This is a genomic window from Streptomyces sp. NPDC021096 (assembly GCF_040641275.1).
In the GTDB taxonomy this organism is placed as follows: domain Bacteria; phylum Actinomycetota; class Actinomycetes; order Streptomycetales; family Streptomycetaceae; genus Streptomyces.
Genome location: NZ_JBFADG010000001.1, coordinates 181,431 through 206,430 on the forward strand (window position 1 = coordinate 181,431; position 25,000 = coordinate 206,430).

Consider the following 25,000-nt stretch of genomic DNA (forward strand, 5'->3'; position numbering starts at 1 on the left):
AGGTTCTTCAGCCCCGACATCAGGTCGCCGACCTTGACGAAGGCGACCTTGCCGGCCTTGCCCACGTACGTGATCGGGTCGACGATCCGGCCCGCCTTGCCCAGTACCGAGACCGTCTTGGCGACCGCGCCGCCCTTCGCCGCCGCTCCCGAGCCGCCGGTGAAGACGGTGGTGAGGACGTTGAAGGTGACGCCGCCGGCGGCGCGGGCCGGGTTCTTGCCCCACTGGTCGTAGGCGACGAGCGCCTTGCCGGTTTCCTTGACCGCCGTGCGGGAGTCCGCAGCCACTTGGGCAGCTTCTTCTCGGGGGCCATCCAGTACGCGGCCGCCAGCGGCGTGGTGCTGATGACGAGGCCGGTGGACAGCTTGGCCAGGCCCGTCCACGCCTGGCCGGCCTTGTCCCACCCCTCGGTGCCCACGAGCGTGCCGAGGCCCTTGATGGTGCCCCAGATGCCGTCGACGACGAAGCCGTCCCAGACGAAGCTCTTGATCTGGTGGCCCAGCCAGCGGAGGCCGGTGTATTCGCGCTGCGCCATCGACCCCCAGGGCAGCTTCTCCGCGTGGTTGAGGTCGTTGGCCTTGTAGCCGTACATGTTCGGCTTGTGCGAACCGTCATCGACGACGAGCGGCTTCCCGCCGACCAAGGCGACGATCTTGTCGTGGCAGGTGCGCTCGGCCGCCTGGAAGGCGGATACGGCGGCGTTGACGCCGCGGACCAGCTCGTTGTTGCGGTCGACCTTCTTCTTGTCCTTGCGCCAGTCGTCGTCGCCTTCGACGCTGCTCACGAAGTCGATGGCGTCGGACTTGAGGTTCTCGAGCCTCTTCACCAGCGGCTTGACCTCGCCCGCGTACGCGCTCAGCGCGGCGGTCACCTTTTCCAGGTCGTCCGCGAACGCGTCCGACTTGGTCTCCACCGGTTGTGTGGTGGCGAACAGCTTGTCCGCCTCCGGTGCCTTGTAGCAGGCCGACAGCCCCTGGAATGTGGAGTGCACGGAAGCGCCGGAGTCCCGGAACAGCTTGGCGTCCGCTGCCAGTGCCTTGGTCTCGGTCTCGAGTGTGCCCAGATTTCCGGTGAACTGCGGTATGCCCGAGGGGACGATGAGCTGGTCGCTGCGCTCATTTCTTCCCCTGCCCGGGCATCTCTATCCTGGGCTCCTCAAGCGCCTTGCGGTGCGCGTCCTCGGCCATCTTCAGGTCGCCCTGGACGTATTCGTCGGTGGCCTTCTTCGCGCCGTTCAGGGAGTTGGCGGTGCGTTGCGCCACGTACGCCAGCTGCGACTGCCACTCCTTGCCGAACTCGGCGAGGGCGGCTCCGACCCACCCCTTGGGGGCTTCGCCGCAGTACATGCCGCTGATCGTCCCCGCGGCGGCCGCGGCGGCCGGCAGGGACTTCTGCACCCCCTGGCCCACCTTCGACAGCCCCTCCGCCGCCGTCGCCGCCCTGCCGAGCACGCCGTACACGGCGCCCGGCCTGATGTCCCAGCTCGTCACGTAAGCCCCCCTTCCCCCTGGTCCCGGTCGACCCCTGGCCGGAACCCGTCACTCCGGTCTTCGGTGATTCCCTGTCACATCAGCCCCACCGAACCGCATCCATGTCTACAGAAAGTGTGTTCGCCATGCAACGTGTTCGCATGGCGTGTCGGCCGACCGCCCCGCCACCCCTCCCCACCGCCCCCACCGCTCGCGCATACGGGCGGTTTCTCGGCCCATGCGCCTCCGGAACGCCCTCATGAGTCACTCCATAAGGTGTTATTTGGGTCGGAGCGAGACGTAGGACCCGAGGAGGCACTCCATGCGTGGACGCACGCGCGCCACAGCCGCTCTCGCCGTCTGTGCGGCCGGGGTCGCGCTGACGGCCACCGGATGCGGCGGTGGAGGGGGCGGCAGCGGCGCGGGGGTCGTGCGGGCCTCGTGGGGGGATCCCCAGAGTCCGCTCGAACCCGCCAACACCAACGAGGTGCAGGGCGGCAAGGTCCTCACCATGATCTTCCGCGGGCTGAAGGAGTACGACCCCAAGACCGGCGAGGCCAGGAACATGCTCGCCGAGAAGATCGACAGTGCCGACCAGCAGACCTTCACCATCACCCTCAAGGACGGCTGGACGTTCAGCAACGGCGAGAAGATCACCGCCAAGTCCTTCGTCGACGCCTGGAACTACGCCTCCGTGGTCGGGAACAAGCAGAAGAACGCCTCCTTCTTCCAGGACATCGAGGGCTACGACAAGGTCCACCCCGCCGCCGGCTCCGCCACCGCCAAGACCCTCTCCGGCCTCGTCGTCAAGGACGACCGCACGTTCACCGTCAAGCTGCGCACCAAGTTCTCCACCTGGCCCGACACCCTGGGCTACGCCGCCTACGCGCCGCTGCCCCGGGCGTTCTACGACGACCACGCGAACTGGCTGAAGAAGCCCGTCGGCAACGGGCCGTACATGATCGACTCGTACACCAAGGGCTCCTCGATGCGGCTCAGCCGCTGGGAGGGGTACCCCGGCGAGGACAAGGCGCAGAACGCCGGCGTGGAACTGCGCGTCTACACCGACAACAACACCGCCTACACCGACCTGCAGGCCGGCAACATCGACCTCGTCGACGACATCCCCAGCGCCCAGCTGAAGAACGTCAAGAACGACCTCGGCGACCGCTATATCAACCAGCCCGCCGGCATCATCCAGACCGTCGTCTTCCCGATGTACGACCCGAACTGGTCCCGGGCCGGGATGGAGAAGGTCCGCCGGGGGCTGTCCATGGCCATCAACCGCGATCAGATCACCGAGCAGATCTACCAGAAGACCCGCACCCCGGCCACGGACTGGACCTCACCGGTGCTGGGGGAGAAGGGCGGCTACAAGGCCGGCCTGTGCGGCGACGCCTGCACGTACAACCCCGGCGAGGCGAAGAAGCTGATCCAGGAGGCGGGCGGGCTGCCGGGCGGCAAGGTCACCATCACCTCGAACGTCGACACCGGCTCCCACCGGGTGTGGATGGACGCCGTCTGCAACAGCGTCAACAACGCGCTGGGCAACGACAAGGCCTGCACGGTCAACCCCGTCGGCACCTTCGCCGACTTCCGCAACCAGGTCTCCGAGCAGCGCGTGGCCGGCCTCTTCCGCTCCGGCTGGCAGATGGACTACCCGCTCGCCCAGAACTTCCTGCAGCCGCTCTACTACACCGGCGCCTCCTCCAACTACGGCAAGTTCAGCGACGCGCAGTTCGACAAGCTCGTCGACGAGGCCAACGCCGAGTCCGACACCGAGAAGGCCATCGGCAAGTTCCAGGACGCGGAGAAGATCCTCGCCGAGCAGATGCCGGCCATCCCGCTCTGGTACCAGAACGGCAGCGCGGGCTACTCCGAGAGCATCGGCGACGTGGAGCTGAACTCCTTCAGCGTGCCCGTCTACGAGCGGATCACCGTCAAGTAGACCCGTCCCAGAAAGGCCCTGGTCCTCATGGGACGGTATGTGCTCCGGCGGCTGCTCCAGATGATCCCCGTGTTCATCGGCAGCACGTTCCTGATCTTCTTCATGGTCTACGCCCTGGGCGACCCCGTCGCCGCCCTCTTCGGCGACAAGGCCCCCGACCCCGCGACCGCCGCGCGCATCCGCAAGGACCTCTACCTCGACGCACCCCTTTGGAAGCAATACCTCCACTACATGGGGCAGATCCTCACCGGAAACTTCGGCACCGCCTTCAACGGCCAGGACGTCACCGAGCTGATGGCCGACGCCTTCCCGGTGACCCTGCGCCTGACGCTCGTCGCCCTCCTCTTCGAGATCGTCATCGGCATCACCCTCGGCCTCCTCAGCGGGCTGCGGCGCGGCCGCTCCGTGGACACCTCCGTCCTGCTGGTCACCCTGATCGTCGTCTCCATCCCGACGTTCGTCAGCGGCTATGTGCTGCAGTACCTCTTCGGCGTCAAATGGGGGGTCGTCTCCCCGTCCGTGTCGCCCGCCGCCCCCTTCGACGAGCTGCTCCTGCCGGGCATCGTGCTCGCCCTGACCTCGCTGGCCTACGTCACCCGCCTGACGCGCACGTCCATCGCCGAGAACTCCCGCGCCGACTACCTCCGCACGGCCGTCGCCAAGGGCCTGCCGCGCCACCGCGTCATCACCCGGCACCTGCTGCGCAACTCCCTCATCCCCGTCGTCACCTTCATCGGCACCGACATCGGGGCCCTGATGGGCGGAGCCATCGTCACCGAGCGGATCTTCAACATCCACGGCGTCGGCTACCAGCTCTACCAGGGCATCCTGCGGCAGAACTCGCCCACCGTCGTCGGCTTCGTGACCGTCCTCGTCATCGTCTTCCTGGCGGCCAACCTGATCGTCGACCTCCTGTACGCCGTGCTCGACCCGAGGATCCGCTATGCCTGAGCTCGATCCTTCCGACCCCAACGCCACCATCACCCCGGGGGACGGCGGGGCGATGTCCCTGGCCACCAGCGACGCCGAGACGCTCGAAGGCGGCCCCATCCCCGGTGGCACCGCCAGCGGCAAGGCCCGCAGCCTGTGGTCGGACGCCTGGCACGACCTGCGGCGCAACCCCGTCTTCATCGTCTCCGCGCTGGTCATCGTCTTCCTGGTGCTCATCGCCGTCTGGCCCGGCCTCATCGCGAGCGGCAACCCCCTCAGCTGCGACCTGTCCAAGGCGCAGGAGGGCTCCCAGCCCGGCCACCCCTTCGGCTACGACGCCCAGGGCTGCGACGTCTACACCCGTACGGTCTACGGCGCGCGGGCCTCCATCGCCGTCGGCGTGTGCGCCACGACGGGGGCCGCACTGCTGGGCAGCGTGTTCGGCGGGCTGGCCGGGTTCTTCGGCGGCTGGTGGGACGGGCTGCTCTCGCGGCTGGCCGACATCTTCTTCGGCATCCCGATCATCCTGGGCGGGCTGGTCTTCCTGTCCATGGTCACCAGCGGCTCGGTGTGGCCGGTCGTCGGCTTCATCGTGCTGCTGGGCTGGCCGCAGATCTCCCGCATCGCCCGTGGCGCCGTGGTCGGCGCCAAGCAGCACGACTACGTCCAGGCCGCCCGCGCCCTGGGCGCCGGCAACAGCCGGCTGCTGCTGCGCCACATCGCGCCCAACGCGGTGGCGCCCGTCATCGTCGTCGCCACCATCGCACTGGGCACCTACATCGCGCTCGAGGCCACCCTCTCCTTCATCGGCGTCGGGCTCAAACCCCCCACCGTCTCCTGGGGCATTGACATCTCCAACGCCTCCAACCAGATCCGCAACGCCCCGCACATGCTGCTGTGGCCGGCGGGCGCCCTGAGCATCACGGTGCTCGCGTTCATCATGCTCGGCGACGCGGTGCGCGACGCCCTCGACCCCAAGCTGCGCTGAGGAGCAGGCGGATGACAGAGCGACAGCCGGCGCTGCTCGACGTGCGCGACCTGTACGTGGAGTTCCGCACCCGGGACGGGGTGGCCAAGGCCGTCAACGGCGTCAGCTACTCCGTCGGCGCGGGCGAGACCCTCGCCGTCCTCGGCGAGTCCGGCTCCGGCAAGTCGGTGACCGCGCAGGCCGTCATGGGCATCCTCGACAGCCCGCCCGGCCACGTCACCGGCGGCGAGGTCCTCTTCCGGGGCAAGGACCTGCTCACCATGGGCGAGGAGCACCGCCGCCGGGTGCGCGGCGCCAAGCTCGCCATGATCTTCCAGGACGCGCTGTCCTCGCTGAACCCCGTGATGACGGTGGGCGCGCAGCTCGGCGAGATGTACGAGGTCCACCAGGGCATGACCCGCAAGGACGCCCGCGCCCGGGCCGCCCAGCTGATGGACCGGGTGCGCATCCCGGCCGCCGAGGACCGGGTGCGGGACTATCCGCACCAGTTCTCCGGCGGCATGCGCCAGCGCATCATGATCGCGATGGCGCTGGCCCTGGAGCCCGACCTGATCATCGCGGACGAGCCGACGACCGCCCTGGACGTCACCGTCCAGGCCCAGGTGATGGACCTGCTCGCCGAGCTGCAGCGCGAATACAACATGGGCCTCGTCCTCATCACCCACGACCTGGGCGTGGTCGCGGACGTCGCCGACAAGATCGCGGTGATGTACGCGGGCCGGATCGTGGAGACCGCGCCCGTCCACGAGCTGTACGCCGCGCCCGCCCACCCGTACACCAAGGGCCTGCTGGACTCCATCCCGCGGCTCGACCGCAAGGGCCGGGAGCTCTACGCCATCAAGGGCCTGCCGCCCAACCTCACCGCCATCCCGGCCGGCTGCCCCTTCAATCCGCGCTGCCCCATGGCCCAGGACATCTGCCGCACCGACCGGCCCCCGCTCTTCGCCGTCGCCCCCGGCCGCGCCAGCGCCTGCCACTTCTGGAAGGAGACGCTCGATGAGAGCTGACGGCGAGGCGATCCTGGAGGTACGGGACCTGGTCAAGCACTACCCGCTGACCCGCGGCGTGCTGATCAGGAAACAGGTCGGCGCGGTCCACGCCGTCGACGGGGTCTCCTTCGACCTGCGGCCCGGCGAGACCCTCGGCATCGTGGGGGAGTCCGGCTGCGGCAAGTCCACGGTCGCCAAGATGCTCGTCAACCTCGAACGCCCCACCGCGGGGGAGATCCGGTACAAGGGCGAGGACATCGCCAAGCTGTCCCGCCGCGCCCTGAAGACCGTACGCCGCAACATCCAGATGGTCTTCCAGGACCCGTACACCTCGCTCAACCCCCGCATGACCGTCGGCGACATCATCGGCGAGCCCTTCGAGATCCACCCCGAGGCCGCGCCCAAGGGCAGCCGCCGCCAGAAGGTGCGGGACCTCCTCGACGTGGTCGGGCTCAACCCCGAGTACATCAACCGCTACCCGCACCAGTTCTCGGGCGGCCAGCGGCAGCGCATCGGCATCGCGCGCGGGCTGGCGCTGCGCCCGGAGGTGATCGTCGCGGACGAGCCGGTCTCCGCGCTCGACGTCTCCGTGCAGGCGCAGGTGGTCAACCTGCTGGAGCGGCTGCAGCGGGAGTTCGAGCTGTCGTACGTGTTCATCGCGCACGACCTGTCCGTGGTGCGGCACATCTCGGACCGGGTGGCGGTGATGTACCTCGGCAGGCTGGCGGAGGTCGGCACGGACGTCCAGATCTACGAGCACCCCACCCACCCCTACACCCAGGCCCTGCTCTCCGCCGTGCCGGTACCGGACCCGGCGGCACGCGAGCGGCGCGAGCGCATCCTCCTCTCCGGCGACGTACCCTCCCCGGCCCACCCGCCGAGCGGCTGCCGCTTCCGCACCCGCTGCTGGAAGGCCAAGGAGAAGTGCGCGCTGATCGTGCCGCCGATCGAGGTCCCCGACTGGTTCCGCGAGGGCGGCGGCCCGGAGGCGCACGCCTCGGCCTGCCACTACGCGGAGGAGCGGCGGGTGGTACCGACGGAACGTGACGGCTAGGACCGGGGTCCGGGGAGGAGCCCCGGGTCCAGGATGATCTCCGCGTCCCGTTCCACCGTCGGCGGCTCCGGGAAGTGGCACGCCGACAGGTGCCCCTCGCCGCTGCCCTCCGCACGGAGCAACGGCGGCTCCTGCGTCGCGCACCGTTCGCGTGCCTTCCAGCACCGCGTCCGGAAGCGGCAGCCGCTCGGCGGCCGGATCGGTGACGGCACGTCACCGGCCAGTCGAATGCGTTCGCGCGCGGTGCCGTCGGCATCGTCGAGGTCCGCCGCCTCCGGCACGGCCGAGAGCAGGGCGTGCGTGTACGGGTGGCGGGGGCGCTCGTAGATGTCGTCGCGCGCGCCCACCTCCACGATCTTGCCGAGGTACATCACGGCCACGCGCTGCGAGAAGTGCCGTACGACCGCGAGATCGTGGGCGATGAAGAGGAACGCGATGCCCAGCTCGCGCCGCAGCCCGTGCAGCAGGTTGACCACCTGCGCCTGGATGGAGACGTCGAGCGCCGAGACCGGCTCGTCCGCCACGATCACCTTGGGCTCGAGCGCCAGCGCCCGTGCGATGCCGATGCGCTGGCGCTGGCCGCCGGAGAACTCGTGCGGGAAGCGGTTGTAGTGCTCGGGGTTCAGGCCCACGGTCTCCAGCAGCTCGCGCACGCGCGCCTCGCGGCCGCCCGCCGGGGCGATGCGGTTGATCTCCATCGGGCCGGAGATGATCTTTCCGACCGTCTGCCGGGGGTTGAGTGACGAGTACGGGTCCTGGAAGATCATCTGGATCTCGGAGCGGATCGGGGCGAGCCGCCGGCGGTCCGCGTGGGTGATGTCCTCGCCCTCGTAGAGGATCCGGCCGGCGGTCGGCTCCAGCAGCCGGGTCAGCAGCCGCCCGGTGGTGGACTTGCCGCAGCCCGACTCGCCGACCAGGCCGAAGCTCTCACCGGCCCGTACGGCCAGGTCGACGCCGTCCACGGCCTGCACGGCGCCGACCCTGCGCTTGACGGGGAAGCCGCCCATGATGGGGAAGTGCTTGGTCAGGCCCTCGGCGACCAGGATGTCGGTCATGGCTCTCGCTCCGCTCGTCAGCCCAGCCGGGGCTTGATCTGCTCGGTGAAGACGGTCCGTTTGCGTTCCGCGCTCAGATGGCAGGCCGCGCCGCGCCCCTCCGGCAGCTCCGGCCGCTCGGTGCGGCAGCGGTCCCCCTCCACCTCGGTCGTGTAGCCGCAGCGCGGGTGGAAGGGGCAGCCGGGCGGCGGCGCCAGCAGGCTCGGCGGCGTGCCCGGGATGGGCAGGAGCGGCTCCTCGACGTCCGAGGACAAGCGGGGCATCGAGCCCAGCAGCCCCCAGGTGTAGGGGTGCCGGGGCTCGCGCAGCACCTCGCGGACCGTGCCGCGCTCCACGGCCCGGCCCGCGTACATCACGAGCAGCTCGTCGGCGGTGTGGGCGACGACGCCGAGGTCGTGGGTGATGAGCATGATGGCCGAACCGGTCTGCTGTTGGAGGTCCTTGAGCAGATCGAGGATCTGGGCCTGGACGGTGACGTCCAGCGCGGTCGTCGGCTCGTCCGCGATGAGCAGCTCGGGGTCGCAGACCAGCGCCATGGCGATCATCGCGCGCTGGCGCATGCCGCCGGAGAACTGGTGCGGATAGTCGTCGACGCGCAGCGCGGCGTTGGGGATGCCGACCTTCTCCAGCATCTCGATCGCCCGCAGCCGGGCGTCCCGCTTTGAGGCACCGGTGTGCTTGCGGAAGGGCTCGGCGATCTGCCGGCCGACGGTGTAGTACGGGGAGAGCGCGGTGAGCGAGTCCTGGAAGATCATCGCCATCTTGTCGCCGCGCAGCTTCTCCAGCACCGGCTCGGAGGCCCCGGTCAGCTCCTGGCCGTCCAGCACGATCTCGCCGCGGATCTCCGCCTGGCGGGCCTCGTGCAGGCCGAGCACGGCGAGGCTGGTGACCGACTTGCCGGAGCCGGACTCGCCGACGATGCCGAGCGTGCGGCCGCGCTCCAGGCCGAAGGAGAGGCCGTCCACGGCCCGTACGGTCCCGTCCTCGGTGGCGAAGCGCACGTACAGGTCCCTGACGCTCAGGAAGGGGGTGGGAGGGGTCACGGTCGCGGTCTCCTGACGGGTGACGGCTAGGCGAGCCGCACGCGCGGGTCGATGAAGGCGTAGGCGGCGTCGACGACGATGTTGGCGACGACGATCGCCGTGCAGCCGACGAGCATCACGGCCATCAGGGTGGGCAGGTCCGTCTCGCTGACCGAGGAGACCGCGAGCCGCCCGAGCCCGTGCAGGCTGAAGGTGAACTCGGTGATGATCGCCCCGCCGAAGAGCGAGCCGAGGTCGATGCCGAAGATGGTCACGATCGGGGCCATCGCGCCCCGCCAGGCGTAGCGGAAGAAGACCGTGCGCCGGGAGAGGCCCTTGGCGCGCGCGGTGCGCACATGGTCCTCGGCGAGCTGCTCGATCATCTGGGAGCGGGTCATCCGGCTGTAGTTGGCGATGAAGATGATGGAGAGCACCAACCAGGGGATGAGCATGCCCGTGAACCACTTCACCGGGTTCTCGGTGATGGGGTGGTAGGCGGGGTTGTCCATCCAGTGCAGACCGCTGACCAGGACGGCGAGGGCGACGACGCCGACGAAGTAGATCTGCAGGGCGCCGCCGATCAGCGACAGGGAGCTGAAGAACTTGTCGATCCACGTGCCCCGGTAGGAGGCGGCGATCATGCCGATGCCCACGCCGACGACCAGGAAGACGGTGGCGCCGCCGAGGGTGATGGACAAGGTGGTCGGGAAGCGGTCCACGATGGTGCCCCAGACCGGCTGCTGGTTGGAGAAGGAGTAGCCGAAGCAGGGCGCCGGGCAGTGGCCCACGGAGAAGTCGCGGCCGGTGAAGATGCCCGTCATGTAGTGCCAGTACTGGACGGGCACCGGCTGGTCCAGGCCCAGGTTCTTGTTGATGACCGCCAGCGCGTCCGGGGTGCAGTTCTTCCCGCAGGACATCAGGGCGGGCTCGGAGGGCAGCGCGAAGAAGAGGAAGAACGTGATCGCGCTGATCAGCAGGACGATGACGATCGCGCCGAGGGAGCGGCGGGCGAGGAATCTCAGCATGGTTCTTCCGGGTGGCGTCTTCCGGTCGGCGGGCGTCCGGGGCGGGTGGGGTGGCCGGGCCGGGCCCACGCGCGGCCCGGCCCGGTGGCATCGCTACTTCACGAACACTCCGGTCGGGTCCACGCTCCCGTAGACCGGGTGGTACTTGACCCCGCCGAGGTTCGAACCCCACAGGGCGAACAGCCGGTTGTAGAAGGTCGGCACGCCCGCCGCGTCATCGGTGAGGATCTTGTCGGCCAGCTTCTGCCACTCGGGCGCGGCCTTCTTCACCTCGGGGATCGCGCTGATGCGGTCGATCTCCTTGTCGACGGCCGTGTTCTTGAGGTGGCTGTAGTTCTGGGCGCCGTCGGCGACCTGCCGGCCGTCGAAGAGCGGCGGGACGACCGTCGAGGAGACGGGCCAGTCCGCGCCCCACGAGGTGCGGTAGATGTCGAACTTGTTCTTCACCTCCGCGATCGCGGTGCGCCAGGTGTTGGAGTCGACCTCCTTCTTCTGCACCTTGAAGCCCGCCCGCTCCAGCGCCTGGGTGACGACGACCGCCACCTTCTGCTGGACGTCGGTGTTGGCGTAGGCGTAGACGATCTCCTGGCCGGTCTTGCCGGCCTCCTTCAGCAGCTGCTTGGCCTTCTCCGTGTCACCGGCCGGGTGGGACTTCTTCCCGTACGGGTCGGTGGGCTCGTAGCCGTCCGTCGCGGGGGAGAGGTAGTTGGTGGCCAGCAGGCCCGCCGTCGTCCCGCCCATCTGCTGCACGATCTGCCCGTTGGGCATGGCGTAGGCGAGGGCCTTGCGGACCTTGACGTCCGGCAGCCGGTCGATGTTGAAGCTGATGTAGTCGACGTAGGGCTGGATCTCCACCAGGCGGCGGGCCTTGGTGGCGGCCTGGCCCAGGACCTTCTCGGTCATCTCCGGGGCGACGGCGTTGGTGAACGTCATCGTGTTCTTGTCGGCGCCCTGGTCGGCGAGGAAGCGGCGGGTGGAGTCCGTGAACTGATGGCCGAAGCTGATCTCGAACCGGTCGGCGTACTGGTGCCGGACCGGGTCCGTCTTCGGGTCCCAGTGCTCGTTGCGCACGAGCGTCAGCGACTTGCCGACCTTGTAGTCGCCGACCTTGTACGGGCCGGAGGCGAAGGGCGCGTTGTCGTACTTCTGCTTGGTGTCCTTGGCGGCCTTGACCGGGCCCACGTTCGGCATGGCCGTCGCGAACGGTGTGTCCGCGTGGGGCTGGCGGAAGTGGAAGACCACCGTCTTGTCGTCCGGGGTGTCCAGCACCGACGCCGGCAGGTGCTTGCCCTCGTACGGGCCGTCGGGCAGCGCCTTGCGGAAGTCGTTGCCGTCGCCGGAGAGCCACTGCGGGATGTAGAGCGGCCCGTCGGTCTCGAAGGGGGCGTAGAGGCGCTCGATGCCCCAGCGGACGTCGCTTGCGGTGATGGGCGAGCCGTCCTCGAACTTCAGGCCGTCCTTGAGCGTGAACTTCCAGGTCCTGCCGCCCTCGGAGGAGGTGCCGGCGTCCGTGGCGAGGTCCCCGACGATCTTCACCTGGCCCTTGTCGTCCACCTTGTAGGAGGTGAGGGTGCGGTTGTAGAGCATCTGGTTGGTCAGGACGTCGGAGTAGTAGATCTGGCCCGGGTCGAGGTGGTTGAAGGCGTCGCGCTGCAGGACGCCGACGGTGCCGCCCTTCTTCGCGCCCGCGACCTCGGGGGCGGGCCCGGTGGAGTCGGCCTTGGTGCCGATGGAGTAGTGCGCGGACGTGGTCTTGTCCTCGCCCGGCCCCTGGCTCTCCTTGCCCCCGTCGCCGCCCCCACCCCCTCCGCTGCTGCACGCGGAGAGCGTCAGGGCCCCTGCTGCCAGGGCCACGGCCCAGAGCCGGGCCCTGCGCCCGGGGGACATCGTCGCGGAAGTCATGGATGCACCTGCCTGTCGGTTGCCTGTCGGCTGCCGGTCGTGGACGACGTGCGGGGGAGCTGTCAGCGCCTGGTCCGGGGGTCGAAGGCGTCCCGGACCGAGTCCCCGAGGAGGTTGAAGGCGACCACGAAAACGATCATCGCCAGCCCGGGGAAGAAGATGTAGGTGATGTCGCTCTCGTAGTAGGCGGCGCCGTTGGCGAACATCCGGCCCCAGTCGGGGGTCGGTTCCAGAATGCCGACGCCGATGAAGGACAACCCCGCCTCGATGGTCACGATCATCGGCAGCATCAGCGTCGACTGCACCAGGATCGGGGTCCACAGATTGGGCAGCAGCTCCTTGGTGATGATCCGCCACGGCGAGGCGCCGGTCACCTTCGCCGCCTCCACGAACTCCCGCTCCCGGAGGCTGAGCACCTGACCGCGCAGCAGGCGCGCCAGGCCCATCCAGCCCAGCACCCACAGCACCAGGATCAGGGTCAGCACCCGCAGGTACGTCGGGGTCTCCTTCTCGGGGCTCACGAAGAGGGAGTAGACGACCGGGGTGAAGGCGATGAACGACAGCTGGCTGGGAAAGGCCAGCAGGAGGTCGATGAAGCGGCCCAGGAAGTAGTCGGTCCTGCCGCCCGCGTAGCCGGCCGTCACCCCGACCACGATGCCGGTCAGCACGCACAGCACCGTGGCCGCGGCGGCGATGAGCAGTGAGGTGCGGATGCCGTAGACGAGCTGGGTGAGGACGTCCCGGCCGAGCGTCGGCTCGATGCCGAACCAGAACTCGCCGGAGATGCCGCCGTTGGGCGCGACCGGATAGCCGAACTCGTTCAGCAGGCCCGGCTCGTTGAGCCCGTAGGTCGTCGTCGGGTCCTTGCCGTAGAGCTTGGAGATCAGCGGGGCGGCGAGGGCGACGACGAAGAAGAAGGCCACGACGAAGGCGGAGACGACACCCGGGCGGTCGCGCTTGAAGCGCCGCCACATCAGCTGTCCGGGCGAGCGGCCCACGAGCTCGGCGGGCTGCCCGGCCGGTGCCGGCCCGGCGACGGCCGGGGAAGGCATCGGGGAAGGTGTCTGGGAAGGACTCGTCATCGCGCAGATCCCCCGCACTGTGGTCGCGTCCGCCCCGCGCGCGGCCGGCATGGACGCGGTGGGGTTCAGCGGACTTTCGCAACGGACGCACAGTGCAGTCAAGGGGGCTGCCGTGGACGATGGGGCCTTCCCCGGCATCTTGAGCGAAGGTTGTGCAGATCGAGGTGGCGGCGTGCTTGACAGCCCGTCAAGCACGCCGCGCACCGGACCACCCCAACGGGGGCGTCCGGATTCAGATCATGCCCAAGGAACGCTTGAGGAAGTCGACTTGGAGCAGCAGCAGGTTCTCCGCGACCTCCTCCTGCGGGGTCATGTGCGTGACCCCCGACAGCGGCAGCACCTCGTGCGGACGGCCCGCCGCCAGCAGAGCCGACGACAGCCGGAGGGTGTGGGCGGCCACCACGTTGTCGTCCGCGAGCCCGTGAACGATCATCAGCGGACGGGTTTGCTCCGCGGGCGACGACAGACCGGCGTCGGTGACGAGCGAGTTGCGCGCGTACACCTCCGGACGCTCCTGGGGCATCCCCAGATAGCGCTCGGTGTAGTGGGTGTCGTACAGCCGCCAGTCGGTGACCGGGGCGCCCGCGACGCCCGCGTGGAAGACGTCCGGGCGGCGCAGCACCGCCAGCGCCGCCAGATAGCCGCCGTACGACCAGCCGCGGATGCCCACCCGGCCCAGGTCCAGCGGATGGTCCGCGGCCAGCGCCCGCAGCGCCTCCACCTGGTCCTCCAGCGTGACGCCGGCGAAGTCCTCGTGGACGGCCTTCTCCCAGTCGGGAGAGGTGTGCGGGGTGCCCCGGCCGTCGGCGACGACCACGGCGAAGCCCTGGTCGGCGAACCACTGCGACGTCAGATGGGCGTTGTGGGCCGCGGCCACGCGCTGCCCGTGCGGCCCGCCGTAGGGGTCCATGAGCACCGGCAGCGGCCCGTCGCCGTCCCGGTAGCCGGACGGCAGCAGCACCGCGCAGGGGATGCCGCGCGCGCCGGCCCGGGTCAGCCGGGCGCGGGAGGCGAGCACGGGCGTCTCGGCGTACGAGGGCACCTCGGCGATCTGCTTGCCGTCGCGCAGCACCCGCACCCGGGCGCCGGGGGCGTCCAGGGACGCCGTCGCCATCACCGTCACCTCGCCCGAACGCACCGCCGAATGACGGCCCGGCTCCTCCGAAAGCCGCTCGACGCCCTGCTCGTCGACGCGGTAGACGTGCGCCTGGCCGGTCTCCGGGTCCGCGGCCTGCGGCCCGGCGGCCGCGGCGATCAGCACGTCGCCCCCGCAGACGTCCAGTACCGACAGCACGTGCAGCTGCGGCCCCGTCAGTGCCCGGTCGCCGACCACCAGCACCCGGGCCCCGTCCTCGTCCGCGATGCGCACGAGCCGTCCGTCGGGCGTCCACGCGGGCACACCGTCGAAAAGTTCCAGCCACTTCGGATCCTCGTCCGCGTGCAGGACGCGTGTGGCCCCGGTCGCGGTGTCGACCGCGAGGTACGCCTGGGAGCGCTGGTCGCGCGACTGCACCAGCAGCACCGGCGGGCCGTCCGCCGACCAGTGCACGCGCGCGAGATAGGGGTGGCGCTCGCGGTCCCACTCGACGTCGGTCCGCGAGCCGTCCAGGCCCAGCAGGGACAGCGACACCAGGGCGTTGGGCGTACCGGCCGCCGGGTAGGCGACCTCGGCGGGCGCGCTGCCGGGGTTGGCCGGGTCGGCGATCCACCAGCGCTGCACGGGCGCGTCGTCCGCGCGGGCGGCCAGCAGCGCGTCGCCGTCCGGCGACCACCAGAAGCCGCGCAGCCGGTGCATCTCCTCGGCGGCGATGAACTCGGCCAGCCCCCACGTGGTGGTGGCGTTCTCCGGCTCGGCCAGCGCCCGGTCGCCGCTGCCGTCGGCCCCCACGACGCGCAGGGCGCCGCCCGCCACGTACGCCACATGGCGGCCGTCGGGCGAGGGCCTGGGGTCGGCGACCGGCCCCGGGACGGGCAGTTCGGCCGCCGTGCCGCCGCGCAGCTCCGCCACCCACAGGCGCCCGGAGAGTGCGAAAGCGGCCAACTCCACGGCGCCGTCCACGGCGTAGCCCACGACGCCCGCGGAGCCCTCCCGGCTGCGCTCGCGGCGCGCCCGCTCCTCGTCGGACAGTTCCTCGTCGGCACCGCCCAGCAGGACCACCGGGTCGGCGGCCGGGTACTCGCGGCCCGTGTCCAGGTCGAGCACCCACAGGACGTTCGCCCGATCGGTGCCGGTGCGCGAGCGCAGGAAGACGACGCGCGAGCCGTCGGGCGACACGCCGAAGGAGCGCGGCGCGCCGAGGGAGAAGCGTTGGGTGCGGGCGTGCTGCCGAGGGAACGAGAGCTGTCCGGTCATGCGGGCGAGCCTACGGGCCTTACCACCGGGTTCACCCAAGACGGCGAGAACTCGCCGTGCGCCCCGTGTTTGCGCCCGTGCACCGAGTCATGCGCACGCACGGAAAGTTATGATCGCTCGCGCATAGTGGGTATGACTCCCTGGCGTCGTATGCCTGTCCGGGCATTCGTATGCCGTCCTTCCGACCGCATTTCCTGGAGGTGAGCCGCTGTGGCACTTTCGATTTCGGCGGTGGTGCTGCTGGCGATCATCGTCTTCCTGCTGGTCCGGAAGTCCGGATTGAAGGCCGGCCACGCAGTGGTCTGCGTGCTGCTGGGCTTCTATCTGGCGAGCTCCACCGTCGCCCCGACGCTCAACCAGCTGAGCAACAGCGTCGCGAGCATGATCAACAACATTAAGTTCTGATCCGACCGCACGGTCGTGGTGAAAGGGGCGCCGCCCAGGTGGCGCTCCGGCGGGCCCGTGCGGCTCGTAGGCTGTTCCCATGACCGACCGTTCCCTCCTGCCCGGCCGCCGGCTGCTCCTGGTGCACGCGCACCCGGACGACGAATCGATCAACAACGGCGCGACCATGGCCAAGTACGCCGCCGAGGGTGCCCATGTCACGCTCGTGACCTGCACCCTGGGCGAGGAGGGCGAGGTCATCCCGCCCGATCTGGCACATCTCGCCGCGGATCGGGACAACACCCTGGGCGCACACCGGCTGGGCGAACTCGCCGCCGCGATGAGGGAGCTGGGCGTCACCGACCACCGCTTCCTCGGCGGCCCCGGGCGCTACCGCGACTCCGGCATGATGGGCGCCCCGCAGAACGAGCGCCCCGAGTGCTTCTGGCGGGCCGACGTGGACGAGGCCGCCGCGTACCTCGTTGAGGTGATCCGCGAGGTGCGTCCCCAGGTCCTCGTCACGTACGACCCGGACGGCGGTTACGGCCACCCCGACCACATCCAGGCGCACCGCGTCGCCATGCGGGCCGTGGAGCTCGCCGCGGAGTCGGCGTTCCGCCGCGACCTCGGCGACGCCCACGAAGTCGCGAAGGTCTACTGGAACTGCGTCCCGCGCTCGGTGCTCGAGGAGGGCTTCGCGCGGCTGCGCGAGGCCGGCCGGCAGGGAGAGGTCTTCCCCGGCGTCGCCTCGCCCGACGACGTCCCCGGCGTCGTGCCCGACGAGGAGGTCACCGCGGCCGTCGACGCCTCCGCCCACGCGCCCGAGAAGGCCGCCGCGATGCGTGCCCATGCCACGCAGATCGCCGTGGACGGCCCGTTCTTCGCGCTCTCCAACGACCTGGGGCAACCGCTGTTCCCCACCGAGTACTACAAGCTCGTCCGCGGCCGGCCCGGTGCCGACCGCGAGGACGACCTCTTCGCGGGCGTGACGGGAGCGGACGCATGACCGGCGGCTCGAACGGTATGGGCGACGGCCTGCTGAAGCTGCCGGGCGCCGGGCGCCTGTGCGCGTACGCCGGCCTGGCCGCCCTCGGCTTCCTGACCGGGATCGCCGGATCGCTCGTGCAAGGCGGCTGGTTCCCCGGCGGGTTGCTGCTGGCCCTGCTCGCCCTCGCCGGGCTCTGCTACGGCGCCGTCCTGCTCACCCGGGCCAGGGCCGGCGGCGCGGCGGCCGGCACGGGATGGCTGATCGCGGCGCTCGTCCTGGCCGCCAACCGGCCGGAAGGAGACTTTCTCTTTCAGGCCGGAATCGGTTCATATGCCTTCCTGCTGGGCGGAATGGCCGTGGCTGTGATCTGCGCCACGGTTCCGAAAGTGCCGCAACCGGACGGGCCGTCGGCCCGACTTGGCAAGTGACGTGACGATTTCTACCCGACTGCCCTCCACCGGCCGGGGGAGTGAAGCAGCGGTCGTCGAGTACGGGCCCGTGGTGCCCAGTATGGTGGTGCGCGCCGCCGAGCCTCCCCTGGCCTCCGGCAATGGGCGACCCCGAGCGAGGTCAAACGAGGGCGGCGAAGAGTAACCGGGAGAACCTGCTTTGAGCCGTGCATCTGACAGTTCGTCCTCCGGGCCCCAGGGGCGCGGCGGAGCCGCCTACCCTTCGGGCACCCCGCCGTACGGGACCGCCTCCGGCGAGGAACCGACCGGATCAGCTGCTTCCGCTTCATCCGCCAAGCCGGGTGAGCCGAAGACCGAGACCACGATGACGACGCGGATCCGCATCAACATCCCGGGCTCGCGACCCATCCCGCCGGTCGTCCTGCGCACGCCCGTCGGTGACGAGGCGCCGGCCGCCGACGCGGCCCCCGCGCCCGCCCCGGGCGGCGCGACCGCCGAGCGCAAGGAGAGCCTCCCCGCGCGCAGGGAGAGCCTCCCCACGCGCCCCAAGCAGGACCGCAAGGCCGCCGCGCCGGCTCCGGACGCCGCGGCCGACGGTGCGGGCTCGGGCGACAAGACCAGCGACTGGTTCGCGCCGCGTAAGTCCTCCCCGGCCCCGCCGCCCGCCACGGGCGCCGCGCGCCGGCAGGCCGCGGCCGGCGGCAAGCAGCCGCCGCCGCTGCCGCGCCGCGGTGCCGCGGGCACGGGCGGCGCCCAGCGCCCGCCGGCGCACGGCGGTGCCGCGGGCACGGGCGCGGGCCCCTGGCCGGGCGACGCCTCGACGACGGGAGCGGTGCCGCAGGCGTCCGCCCCCACGGCCGGTGCCGCGAACGGTGCGGCCCCCTGGCCGGGGGGCGCCCCGGCCGCGCCCGTCGACGACTGGCCGGGCAACGACCCCTCCACCACGGCCGCGACGCCGTGGCCGGGTGACCCCTCGGCCGGTGCCATGCAGCACCCGGCGCCGGGTGCCGCCACCGACGGCGCCGCGCCCTGGCCGGGCGACCCGCAGACCACGGGCACCACGCCGTGGCCGGGCGACTCCTCCACGACCGGTGCCATGCAGCAGCCGCCCGCCCCGGGCGGTCCGGCCGCGAACGGTGCGGCCCCCTGGCCGGGCGGCACCCCCGACGCGCCCGTCGACGACTGGCCGGGAGGCTCCTCCACCACGGCCGCCACCCCGTGGCCGGGCGGCGAGGCGCCGGCCGGCGGCAACACCCCCCGGCAGGCCGACCCCGCGCCGTGGCCCGGCAGCCCGGCCGCGCCCGGCGGCGCTCCGCAGGCCCGCCCCGCCACCACGCAGCAGTTCTCCGCGCCCACCGTCGGGGCCACCATCGGCGGCGTGCCCGCCGGCGGTGCCGCCTTCGCCGGCAGCCGTACGGACACCCCGCGCGAGGGCTTCCCGGCCGTCCCGGGCGCCCCGCAGGGTCCCGGCAACCCCGCGGCGCAGGGCGGCAACGCCCCGGCCAAGGGCAAGAAGAAGCGCGGCCCGAAGACGCCCGCACCCGCTCCCGCCGCCGGCCGGACCGGCGAGACGCTGGTCAGCGGCGTGCCTCCGGTGCCGCCCGCGGCAGGCCAGGGCGCCCAGCGCGCCGTGGACAGCGGCGCGCCCCGGGTGCCCGTACCGAAGCCCAAGCCGGCCCCGGCGGGCGGACCGTCCGCGGCGGCCCCCAAGACCCCGGCGAAGAGCGCTCCGAAGAGCGCGGCCAAGAGCGCGCCCAAGAAGAAGGGCCGCTCCAAGCTCGTCCTGCTCGGCGGCGGGCTCGTCGCGCTGGTCGGTCTCGCCTACGGCGCCGGCCTGTTGCTCGACCACGCGGACGTACCGAACGGCACCACCGTCCTCGGCATCGACATCGGCGGCAAGTCCAAGGACCAGGCCGTGCAGACCCTCGACTCCGCCCTGGCGAGCCGCACCGGAGCGCCGCTGAAGGTCACCATCGGCGGCAAGACGGCCGACCTCAAGCCGTCGGTGGCCGGCCTGTCCATCGACACCCAGGCCACCGTGCGCGCCGCGGCCGGCCGGGACTACAACCCCGTCACCGTCCTCAGCTCGCTCATCGGCGGCAGCCGCACGGCCGAGCCGACCGTGGTCGCGGACGAGGAGAAGATCGCCGCCGCGCTCAAGACGCTCGCCGGCGAGACGGGCACGGCGAAGGAAGGCACCATCAAGTTCGAGCCGGGCAAGGCCGTGCCCGTCTACGGCCAGCCCTACCAGGGCGTGAACGTGGACGCTTCGGTCAAGGAGGTCTCCAAGGCCTTCCGCGAGCGGGCGGCCACCGGCCAGGACAAGCCCATCACCCTGCAGACCTCCCCGCAGCAGCCGAAGGTGGCCAAAGCCGAGGTCGACCGGATGATGAAGGACTTCGCCACGCCCGCGATGTCCGGCCTCGTCACGATCCAGACCGACCCGGCGCACAAGATCCAGTTCGGTCCGGACCGCTCGCTGCCGAAGATCCTCACTGTCAAGGAGGTCAACGGCAAGCTCGTCGAGAACTACGACCTGGAAGCGATCAAGGAGCTCTACGGGAGCGCCTTCAACGGCGTCCAGATCCAGCGCGGCAACGGCGCCAAGACGCCCGTCCAGCCGACGGACGTCGCGGTCGCCCTCGGCAAGGCGCTGCGCGGCAAGACCCCGGCCGAACGGATCGGCACGATCCCGCTGGGCTGACCTGCCCACCGCCGCCCGACGGCGTACCGAGCCCCCGTGCCGCCCCCGGCGCGGGGGCTCACTTCTGTCATCCCACCCATGACATCTGTCATCGCCGGTTCACGACGGCTGACACTGCCCGGCGCCGCGCCGGGCCGCGATGATTTTCTCCATGAGCACCACAGCAACCACGGTCACGGGGGACGGGCGCCGCACCGGCGCACCCGTGGTCAGCTTCGAGAACGTCAGCAAGAGCTACGGCACCGTACGGGCCGTCGCCGACCTGGACCTCGCCCTCTACCCGGGCGAGACCGTGGCCCTCCTCGGGCCGAACGGGGCGGGCAAGTCCTCGACGCTCGACCTGCTGCTGGGGCTGCGGAACCCCGACGCAGGCCGCGTCGAGGTCTTCGGCATGACCCCGGGCCAGGCCATCGCGCGCGGCAGGGTCGGCGCGATGCTGCAGTCCGGCGGCCTGATGGAGGACGTGAAGGTCCGCGAACTGGTGAAGGTCGCCTGCGATCTGCACCCCCGGGCGTTCCCGGTCGACCAGGTGCTGGCGGCCGCGGACCTCACCGACATCGCCGACCGCATGGTCAACAAGCTCTCCGGCGGCCAGGAGCAGCGGGTGCGCTTCGCCCTCGCGACGGCCGGCGCCAACGACCTCATCGTCCTGGACGAGCCGACCACCGGCATGGACGTCTCGGCCCGTCAGGCCTTCTGGGCCGTGATGCGCGAGCAGACCCGCCAGGGCCGTACGGTCCTCTTCGCCACCCACTACCTCGAAGAGGCCGACGCCATCGCCGACCGGGTGATCGTGCTGCGCCAGGGTCGCGTGCTGGCCGACGGCTCGGCGGCCGAGATCAAGGCGAAGGCCGGCGGCCGCCGGATCGTCTTCGACCTCGACCAGCCGGTGGGCGAGGCCGCGCTGCGGGAGCTGCCGTTCCTGTCGTCGCTGGAGATATCCGGCCGCACGGTCCGCATCCAGTCCCAGGACGCCGACGCGACCGTCCACGCCGTCTACGGCCTCGGCCTCTACCCGCGCAACCTCGAGGTCGCGGGCCTCGGCCTGGAGCAGGCCTTCCTCGCCATCAACGACGCAGCGACCGCCGAGGAGGCGGCCCGATGAAGACTCTGGTCAAGCTCGAGATCGCGCGCACCCTGCGCAACAAGAAGTTCGTGTTCTTCTCCGTGCTCTACCCCGTCCTGCTCTACGTGCTGATCGCAGGCGGCGCCAGCGAGGACGAGCTGGTCAAGGGCACGAAGCTGACCCTGCCGCTGCTGATGATGGTCTCCATGGCCTCCTTCGGCGCCATCACCGCCGTCCTCGTCGGCAACAGCGAGAAGATCGCCAAGGAGCGCGAGAAGGGCTGGGTGCGCCAGCTGCGCCTCACCGCTCTGCCGGGCCGCGGCTACGTGGCGGCCAAGGTGGCCTCCGCCTCCGTCGTCTCCCTCCCCTCGATCCTCGCCGTCTTCGCCGTCGCCGCCGCGGTCAAGCACGTCCGCCTCGACGCCTGGCAGTGGGTGGCGCTCACGGGCTCCATCTGGGCCGGCAGCATCGTCTTCGCCGCGCTCGGCGTGGCCATCGGCTACCTCGCCACGGGCGACGCCGTACGGCCCATCACGTTCATCATCTACTTCGCCCTGGCGATCCTGGGCGGTCTGTGGATGCCGACCACGACCTTCCCGCAGTGGCTGCAGGACATCGCCGCCTGGACGCCCACCCACGCCTACGCCGCCCTCGGCCAGGCCATCGAGGTGGGCGACGCACCGCACCTGAAGGACGTCAGCCTGCTCTTCGCCTATCTTGTGCTCTTCGCAGGTGGGGCCGCGTGGCTCTACCGCAAGGACACACGCAAGGCCTGAGCGGCCGAGAGGGAGGGGGCTGCTGTGGCCAAAGACGAGCGACGCCGGAAGCTGTGGCGCGTGGTCATGGAGACCGAGGACGAGCCGTCCTCCGACAACGCCGCCATCGGGATGCGTCCCGAGACCCGCCGGCAGATGATCATCAAGCTGCTGTGGATCTCCATCTGGCTCGCCTATCTGGCGGCGCCCGCCGAGGACGTCCTCGGAGACCACCACGGCCCCCTCGCCGACGTCCTCGGCGGCATCGGCCTGGTGGCCTTCGTGAGCGCCTATCTGGCCCTGGTGTTCCGGCACACCTCCCGGGCCCTGGAGCGGTCCCGGGTGCTGGCCTGGCTGGGCGCGCTGATGTCGCTCGCGCTGGTGCTGTCCCTGGCGCTCGGGCCGTCCTGGCTCGTGCTCTTCGTCTTCGTCGGCATCTCCTGCGGTGCGGTTCTGCCGGCGAAGCTCGCTCGCGTCGCGATTCCGCTGGTCACGGGGGTACTGGTGGCCGTCGGCGCGGGCATGCCGGGATCAGTGGGTGCGCTCATCGGCGCCCTGCTGATCCCGGCCCTCCTCGGCGGCTTCGCGATGGTGGGGGTGCGGCAGATGGCCCTGACGACCCGTGCGCTGCGTGAAGCACGGGCGACGGTGGCTCACCTCGCCGCCAACGAGGAACGGTTGCGGCTCGCCCGCGACCTGCACGACCTCCTCGGCCACTCGCTCTCGCTCATCACGCTCAAGAGCGAGCTGGCCGGGCGGATGCTGCCGGACAAGCCCGAGCAGGCCGCCCAGCAGGTCGCGGACATCGAACGGGTGAGCCGCCAGGCCCTGGTGGACGTCCGGGAAGCGGTGAGCGGCTATCGCCGCCCCACCCTCGAGGCCGAGCTCGCCGGGGCCCGCACGGCTCTGGCCGCCGCCGGCATCGCCGTCGACCTCTCCGGGGCCGCCCCGGACCACCCCGACCTGCCGCCCGACGAGGAGGGCGCGCTGGCCTGGGCGCTGCGGGAAGCGGTGACCAACGTGGTGCGGCACAGCGGGGCGCGACGCTGCGAGGTGACGCTCACCGAGTCGGGGGACGAGCTCTGTCTGACCGTCACCGACAACGGCCGGGGGCCGGGCGGTTCGCCCGGCAACGGCCTGACCGGTCTCACCGAGCGACTGGCGCTCGCCGACGGCCGGCTGGAGACCGGCCAGGCGCCGCGCGGCGGATTCCTGCTGCGGGCCTATGTCCCGCTCTCGCGCCCCGTCGTGGCGGCAGGGGCGGGGACGGAGGTGGAGCGGCAGGCGTGAGGGCGAGGCCCGCCGGCACCTACCCTGTCGCTGTGACTGCAGCTCAGCCCGCGACGCCCCACGACGCCCACGACCGGCCCGCCATCCGGGTCCTTCTCGCCGAGGACCAGTCGATGGTCCGCGAAGCGCTGGCCGCGCTCCTGGGACTGGAGGGGGACATCGAGGTCGTCGTCCAGGTGGCACGGGGCGACGAGGTCCTGGACGCGGCCCGCCGCACCCCGCTCGACGTGGCGCTGCTGGACATCGAGATGCCCGGCATGACGGGCCTCGACGCGGCCGCCCTGCTGCGGCGCGAGCTGCCCGGGCTCAAGGTCGTCATCCTGACCACCTTCGGGCGGCCGGGCTATCTGCGCCGGGCCATGGAGTCCGGCGCGGACGCCTTCCTGGTCAAGGACGCCCCCGCCGCGCGCCTGGCGGACGCGCTGCGCCGGGTGCTGCGCGGCGAGCGCGTCATCGACCCGACGCTGGCGGCGGCCGCGCTCGCGGAGGGGGCGAACCCCCTCACCGACCGCGAGCGCGCCGTCCTGACCGCCTCCGCCGACGGCTCCACCAACGCCGAACTGGCCGCGGCCCTGCACCTCTCCCACGGCACGGTCCGCAACTACCTCTCCACCGCCATCCAGAAGACCGGCGCCCGCAACCGCGCCGAAGCGGTCCGTATCGCCCGCGACAAGGGCTGGCTCTGAGCGCGGCCCCGGTCGTCAGTTGAGCATCGCCCGCGCGGCGATCGCCTGGTGGCGCACGGACTGCGCCGCTGTCGGCTCCAGCGGCGCGATCACGTCCGCGTACTCCTCCAGCTCGCGTGCGCCCCGGGCGAAGTCGCCCCGCTCCACCAGGAGCTCGGCGCGCTCGTAGCGGAGCCGGGCCGGGTGGGTGGGCAGCAGGAGGGAGAGCTCCACGGCCCAGAGCTGGACGTCGCTGCGCTCGGGGCGGGCCGCGGCCCAGGCCCGGATGTTGTTCAGCACGCGCAGCACGATCTCCAGCGGCTCGGCCGGGGAGAACATCGACGGCGCCAGCGGCGCCCCGGTCGCGCCCGCCACCAGCAGGCCCGCGTCCTCCTCGGACAGGGTCCGGCCCCCGTCGAAGGGGTCGGCCAGCGCGTGCTGCCCGTACGGGTCGCCGAAGCCGACGACGAAGTGCCCCGGCAGCGCCACCCCGTACACGGGCGCCCCCGCCCGTCGGGCGACCTCCATCCAGATCACGGACAGCAGGATCGGCAGGCCGCGCCGCCGCGTGAGGACCTCGTGCAGCAGCGAGGACTCCAGCCGCCGGTAGTCCGCCGGCGAGCCGTGGAAGCCGCAGCGCTCACCGAGGAGCTCCGCGAGCGCCTCCGCCCAGCGTCGCGGCTCCCCGTGCCGGCCCAGCGCGGGCAGCAGCCCGGCCAGCCGGTCCAGCTCCATCTGCGTGGCGTCGATCGCCTCCTCCGGCAGCCCCGCCTCCGCCTCGGCGGAGATCAGCAGGCACAGCAGCGCCAGGTCCGGCCGCTCGTCCCGGGCCGTCTCCGCGAACCGCCGCCGTCGGTCAGTGGTGTCGTCGTACATGCGTGCCTCGTACCCCTCGGAGCGATGGCGCAGCCACCGTCACTG

The 25,000-nt window shown here is 71.4% G+C and carries 22 protein-coding genes; 13 read left to right on the forward strand and 9 right to left on the reverse strand.

The annotated features are described in order from the left end of the window. Window positions 1–19: 19 nt before the first annotated feature. Together AB0G59_RS00850 and AB0G59_RS00855 are read right to left on the reverse strand one after the other, a co-directional pair. Window positions 20–991 (reverse strand): hypothetical protein, encoded by a 972-nt coding sequence (locus AB0G59_RS00850; protein WP_360906628.1) that lies wholly within the window; start codon window positions 989–991, stop codon window positions 20–22. Window positions 992–1,115: 124 nt separating this feature from the next. Then, window positions 1,116–1,490, reverse strand: coding sequence for a DUF6507 family protein (locus AB0G59_RS00855; protein WP_360906630.1), 375 nt, complete (start codon window positions 1,488–1,490; stop codon window positions 1,116–1,118). 301 nt (window positions 1,491–1,791) lie between these two features. Between AB0G59_RS00855 and AB0G59_RS00860 the strand changes: the two genes are divergently transcribed. Genes AB0G59_RS00860 through AB0G59_RS00880 form a run of 5 tightly spaced genes read left to right on the forward strand, consistent with a single transcriptional unit; the run spans window position 1,792 to window position 7,378 of the window. Continuing rightward, entirely contained in the window at window positions 1,792–3,417 is a 1,626-nt protein-coding gene (locus AB0G59_RS00860) for an ABC transporter substrate-binding protein (RefSeq protein ID WP_360906632.1), read from the forward strand. A 27-nt stretch (window positions 3,418–3,444) separates the two neighbouring features. Then, on the forward strand, window positions 3,445–4,368 hold the full coding sequence (locus tag AB0G59_RS00865) for an ABC transporter permease (protein WP_360906634.1): 924 nt from the start codon (window positions 3,445–3,447) through the stop codon (window positions 4,366–4,368). Further along, window positions 4,361–5,335 carry an ABC transporter permease gene (locus AB0G59_RS00870; RefSeq protein WP_071964359.1) on the forward strand — a complete coding sequence of 325 codons (975 nt, stop codon included), beginning with the start codon at window positions 4,361–4,363 and terminating at the stop codon, window positions 5,333–5,335. Before AB0G59_RS00865 ends, AB0G59_RS00870 begins: the two co-directional genes overlap by 8 nt. Before the next feature lie 11 nt (window positions 5,336–5,346). After that, window positions 5,347–6,342: an ABC transporter ATP-binding protein gene (locus AB0G59_RS00875; protein ID WP_360906637.1), complete on the forward strand. Its 996-nt coding sequence runs from the start codon at window positions 5,347–5,349 to the stop codon at window positions 6,340–6,342. Then, window positions 6,332–7,378: a dipeptide ABC transporter ATP-binding protein gene (locus AB0G59_RS00880; protein ID WP_360906639.1), complete on the forward strand. Its 1,047-nt coding sequence runs from the start codon at window positions 6,332–6,334 to the stop codon at window positions 7,376–7,378. Before AB0G59_RS00875 ends, AB0G59_RS00880 begins: the two co-directional genes overlap by 11 nt. On the opposite strand, the gene AB0G59_RS00885 is transcribed toward AB0G59_RS00880, so the two are convergent. The 6 genes from AB0G59_RS00885 to AB0G59_RS00910 all read right to left on the reverse strand — a co-directional run bounded on the left by AB0G59_RS00885 (window position 7,375) and on the right by AB0G59_RS00910 (window position 15,817). Next, window positions 7,375–8,433, reverse strand: a complete 1,059-nt coding sequence (locus tag AB0G59_RS00885; protein WP_360906641.1) for a dipeptide ABC transporter ATP-binding protein — start codon at window positions 8,431–8,433, stop codon at window positions 7,375–7,377. The two genes, AB0G59_RS00880 and AB0G59_RS00885, sit on opposite strands and share 4 nt — an antisense overlap. A gap of 17 nt (window positions 8,434–8,450) precedes the next feature. Further along, window positions 8,451–9,476 (reverse strand): ABC transporter ATP-binding protein, encoded by a 1,026-nt coding sequence (locus AB0G59_RS00890; RefSeq protein WP_360906643.1) that lies wholly within the window; start codon window positions 9,474–9,476, stop codon window positions 8,451–8,453. Window positions 9,477–9,502: 26 nt separating this feature from the next. Beyond that, a complete protein-coding gene (locus AB0G59_RS00895; RefSeq protein ID WP_360906645.1) occupies window positions 9,503–10,480 on the reverse strand; it encodes an ABC transporter permease in 978 nt (325 codons plus the stop codon). A 93-nt stretch (window positions 10,481–10,573) separates the two neighbouring features. Continuing rightward, complete coding sequence (locus AB0G59_RS00900) at window positions 10,574–12,382, reverse strand: ABC transporter substrate-binding protein (protein ID WP_360906647.1); 1,809 nt, start codon at window positions 12,380–12,382, stop codon at window positions 10,574–10,576. Window positions 12,383–12,444: 62 nt separating this feature from the next. Next, entirely contained in the window at window positions 12,445–13,434 is a 990-nt protein-coding gene (locus AB0G59_RS00905) for an ABC transporter permease (protein WP_360906649.1), read from the reverse strand. A gap of 262 nt (window positions 13,435–13,696) precedes the next feature. Beyond that, window positions 13,697–15,817: a prolyl oligopeptidase family serine peptidase gene (locus tag AB0G59_RS00910; protein WP_360906651.1), complete on the reverse strand. Its 2,121-nt coding sequence runs from the start codon at window positions 15,815–15,817 to the stop codon at window positions 13,697–13,699. A 210-nt stretch (window positions 15,818–16,027) separates the two neighbouring features. On the opposite strand from AB0G59_RS00910, the gene AB0G59_RS00915 reads away from it, so the two are divergent. The 8 genes from AB0G59_RS00915 (at window position 16,028) to AB0G59_RS00950 (ending at window position 24,100) form a co-directional block, all read left to right on the forward strand. Then, window positions 16,028–16,222 (forward strand): hypothetical protein, encoded by a 195-nt coding sequence (locus tag AB0G59_RS00915; RefSeq protein WP_071964353.1) that lies wholly within the window; start codon window positions 16,028–16,030, stop codon window positions 16,220–16,222. A 79-nt stretch (window positions 16,223–16,301) separates the two neighbouring features. Then, window positions 16,302–17,207 carry an N-acetyl-1-D-myo-inositol-2-amino-2-deoxy-alpha-D-glucopyranoside deacetylase gene (mshB, locus tag AB0G59_RS00920; protein WP_360906654.1) on the forward strand — a complete coding sequence of 302 codons (906 nt, stop codon included), beginning with the start codon at window positions 16,302–16,304 and terminating at the stop codon, window positions 17,205–17,207. Then, window positions 17,204–17,617 carry a DUF6113 family protein gene (locus AB0G59_RS00925; RefSeq protein ID WP_360906655.1) on the forward strand — a complete coding sequence of 138 codons (414 nt, stop codon included), beginning with the start codon at window positions 17,204–17,206 and terminating at the stop codon, window positions 17,615–17,617. Before mshB ends, AB0G59_RS00925 begins: the two co-directional genes overlap by 4 nt. Before the next feature lie 346 nt (window positions 17,618–17,963). Next, entirely contained in the window at window positions 17,964–20,303 is a 2,340-nt protein-coding gene (locus AB0G59_RS00930; RefSeq protein WP_360906657.1) for a hypothetical protein, read from the forward strand. Between the two features lie 151 nt (window positions 20,304–20,454). Further along, window positions 20,455–21,408: an ABC transporter ATP-binding protein gene (locus tag AB0G59_RS00935; protein WP_360906659.1), complete on the forward strand. Its 954-nt coding sequence runs from the start codon at window positions 20,455–20,457 to the stop codon at window positions 21,406–21,408. Then, window positions 21,405–22,145: an ABC transporter permease gene (locus AB0G59_RS00940; RefSeq protein ID WP_360906661.1), complete on the forward strand. Its 741-nt coding sequence runs from the start codon at window positions 21,405–21,407 to the stop codon at window positions 22,143–22,145. The genes AB0G59_RS00935 and AB0G59_RS00940 overlap by 4 nt, the downstream gene beginning before the upstream one ends. Window positions 22,146–22,211: 66 nt before the next feature. After that, entirely contained in the window at window positions 22,212–23,414 is a 1,203-nt protein-coding gene (locus AB0G59_RS00945) for a histidine kinase (RefSeq protein ID WP_360907534.1), read from the forward strand. Between the two features lie 32 nt (window positions 23,415–23,446). Further along, on the forward strand, window positions 23,447–24,100 hold the full coding sequence (locus AB0G59_RS00950; protein ID WP_360906663.1) for a response regulator transcription factor: 654 nt from the start codon (window positions 23,447–23,449) through the stop codon (window positions 24,098–24,100). Between the two features lie 15 nt (window positions 24,101–24,115). On the opposite strand, the gene AB0G59_RS00955 is transcribed toward AB0G59_RS00950, so the two are convergent. Continuing rightward, complete coding sequence (locus tag AB0G59_RS00955) at window positions 24,116–24,955, reverse strand: transglutaminase-like domain-containing protein (protein ID WP_360906665.1); 840 nt, start codon at window positions 24,953–24,955, stop codon at window positions 24,116–24,118. Window positions 24,956–25,000: the final 45 nt, after the last annotated feature.

Bases quoted from the DNA above. Each gene is read 5' to 3' on its own strand.
- AB0G59_RS00860 (WP_360906632.1), top strand. From the start codon at position 1,792: ATGCGTGGACGCACGCGCGCCACAGCCGCTCTCGCCGTCTGTGCGGCC.
- AB0G59_RS00865 (WP_360906634.1), top strand. From the start codon at position 3,445: ATGGGACGGTATGTGCTCCGGCGGCTGCTCCAGATGATCCCCGTGTTC.
- AB0G59_RS00870 (WP_071964359.1), top strand. From the start codon at position 4,361: ATGCCTGAGCTCGATCCTTCCGACCCCAACGCCACCATCACCCCGGGG.
- AB0G59_RS00875 (WP_360906637.1), top strand. From the start codon at position 5,347: ATGACAGAGCGACAGCCGGCGCTGCTCGACGTGCGCGACCTGTACGTG.
- AB0G59_RS00880 (WP_360906639.1), top strand. From the start codon at position 6,332: ATGAGAGCTGACGGCGAGGCGATCCTGGAGGTACGGGACCTGGTCAAG.
- AB0G59_RS00885 (WP_360906641.1), bottom strand. From the start codon at position 8,433: ATGACCGACATCCTGGTCGCCGAGGGCCTGACCAAGCACTTCCCCATC.
- AB0G59_RS00895 (WP_360906645.1), bottom strand. From the start codon at position 10,480: ATGCTGAGATTCCTCGCCCGCCGCTCCCTCGGCGCGATCGTCATCGTC.
- AB0G59_RS00900 (WP_360906647.1), bottom strand. From the start codon at position 12,382: ATGACTTCCGCGACGATGTCCCCCGGGCGCAGGGCCCGGCTCTGGGCC.
- AB0G59_RS00905 (WP_360906649.1), bottom strand. From the start codon at position 13,434: ATGCCTTCCCCGGCCGTCGCCGGGCCGGCACCGGCCGGGCAGCCCGCC.
- AB0G59_RS00910 (WP_360906651.1), bottom strand. From the start codon at position 15,817: ATGACCGGACAGCTCTCGTTCCCTCGGCAGCACGCCCGCACCCAACGC.
- mshB (WP_360906654.1), top strand. From the start codon at position 16,302: ATGACCGACCGTTCCCTCCTGCCCGGCCGCCGGCTGCTCCTGGTGCAC.
- AB0G59_RS00925 (WP_360906655.1), top strand. From the start codon at position 17,204: ATGACCGGCGGCTCGAACGGTATGGGCGACGGCCTGCTGAAGCTGCCG.
- AB0G59_RS00930 (WP_360906657.1), top strand. From the start codon at position 17,964: ATGACGACGCGGATCCGCATCAACATCCCGGGCTCGCGACCCATCCCG.
- AB0G59_RS00935 (WP_360906659.1), top strand. From the start codon at position 20,455: ATGAGCACCACAGCAACCACGGTCACGGGGGACGGGCGCCGCACCGGC.
- AB0G59_RS00940 (WP_360906661.1), top strand. From the start codon at position 21,405: ATGAAGACTCTGGTCAAGCTCGAGATCGCGCGCACCCTGCGCAACAAG.
- AB0G59_RS00945 (WP_360907534.1), top strand. From the start codon at position 22,212: ATGGAGACCGAGGACGAGCCGTCCTCCGACAACGCCGCCATCGGGATG.
- AB0G59_RS00955 (WP_360906665.1), bottom strand. From the start codon at position 24,955: ATGTACGACGACACCACTGACCGACGGCGGCGGTTCGCGGAGACGGCC.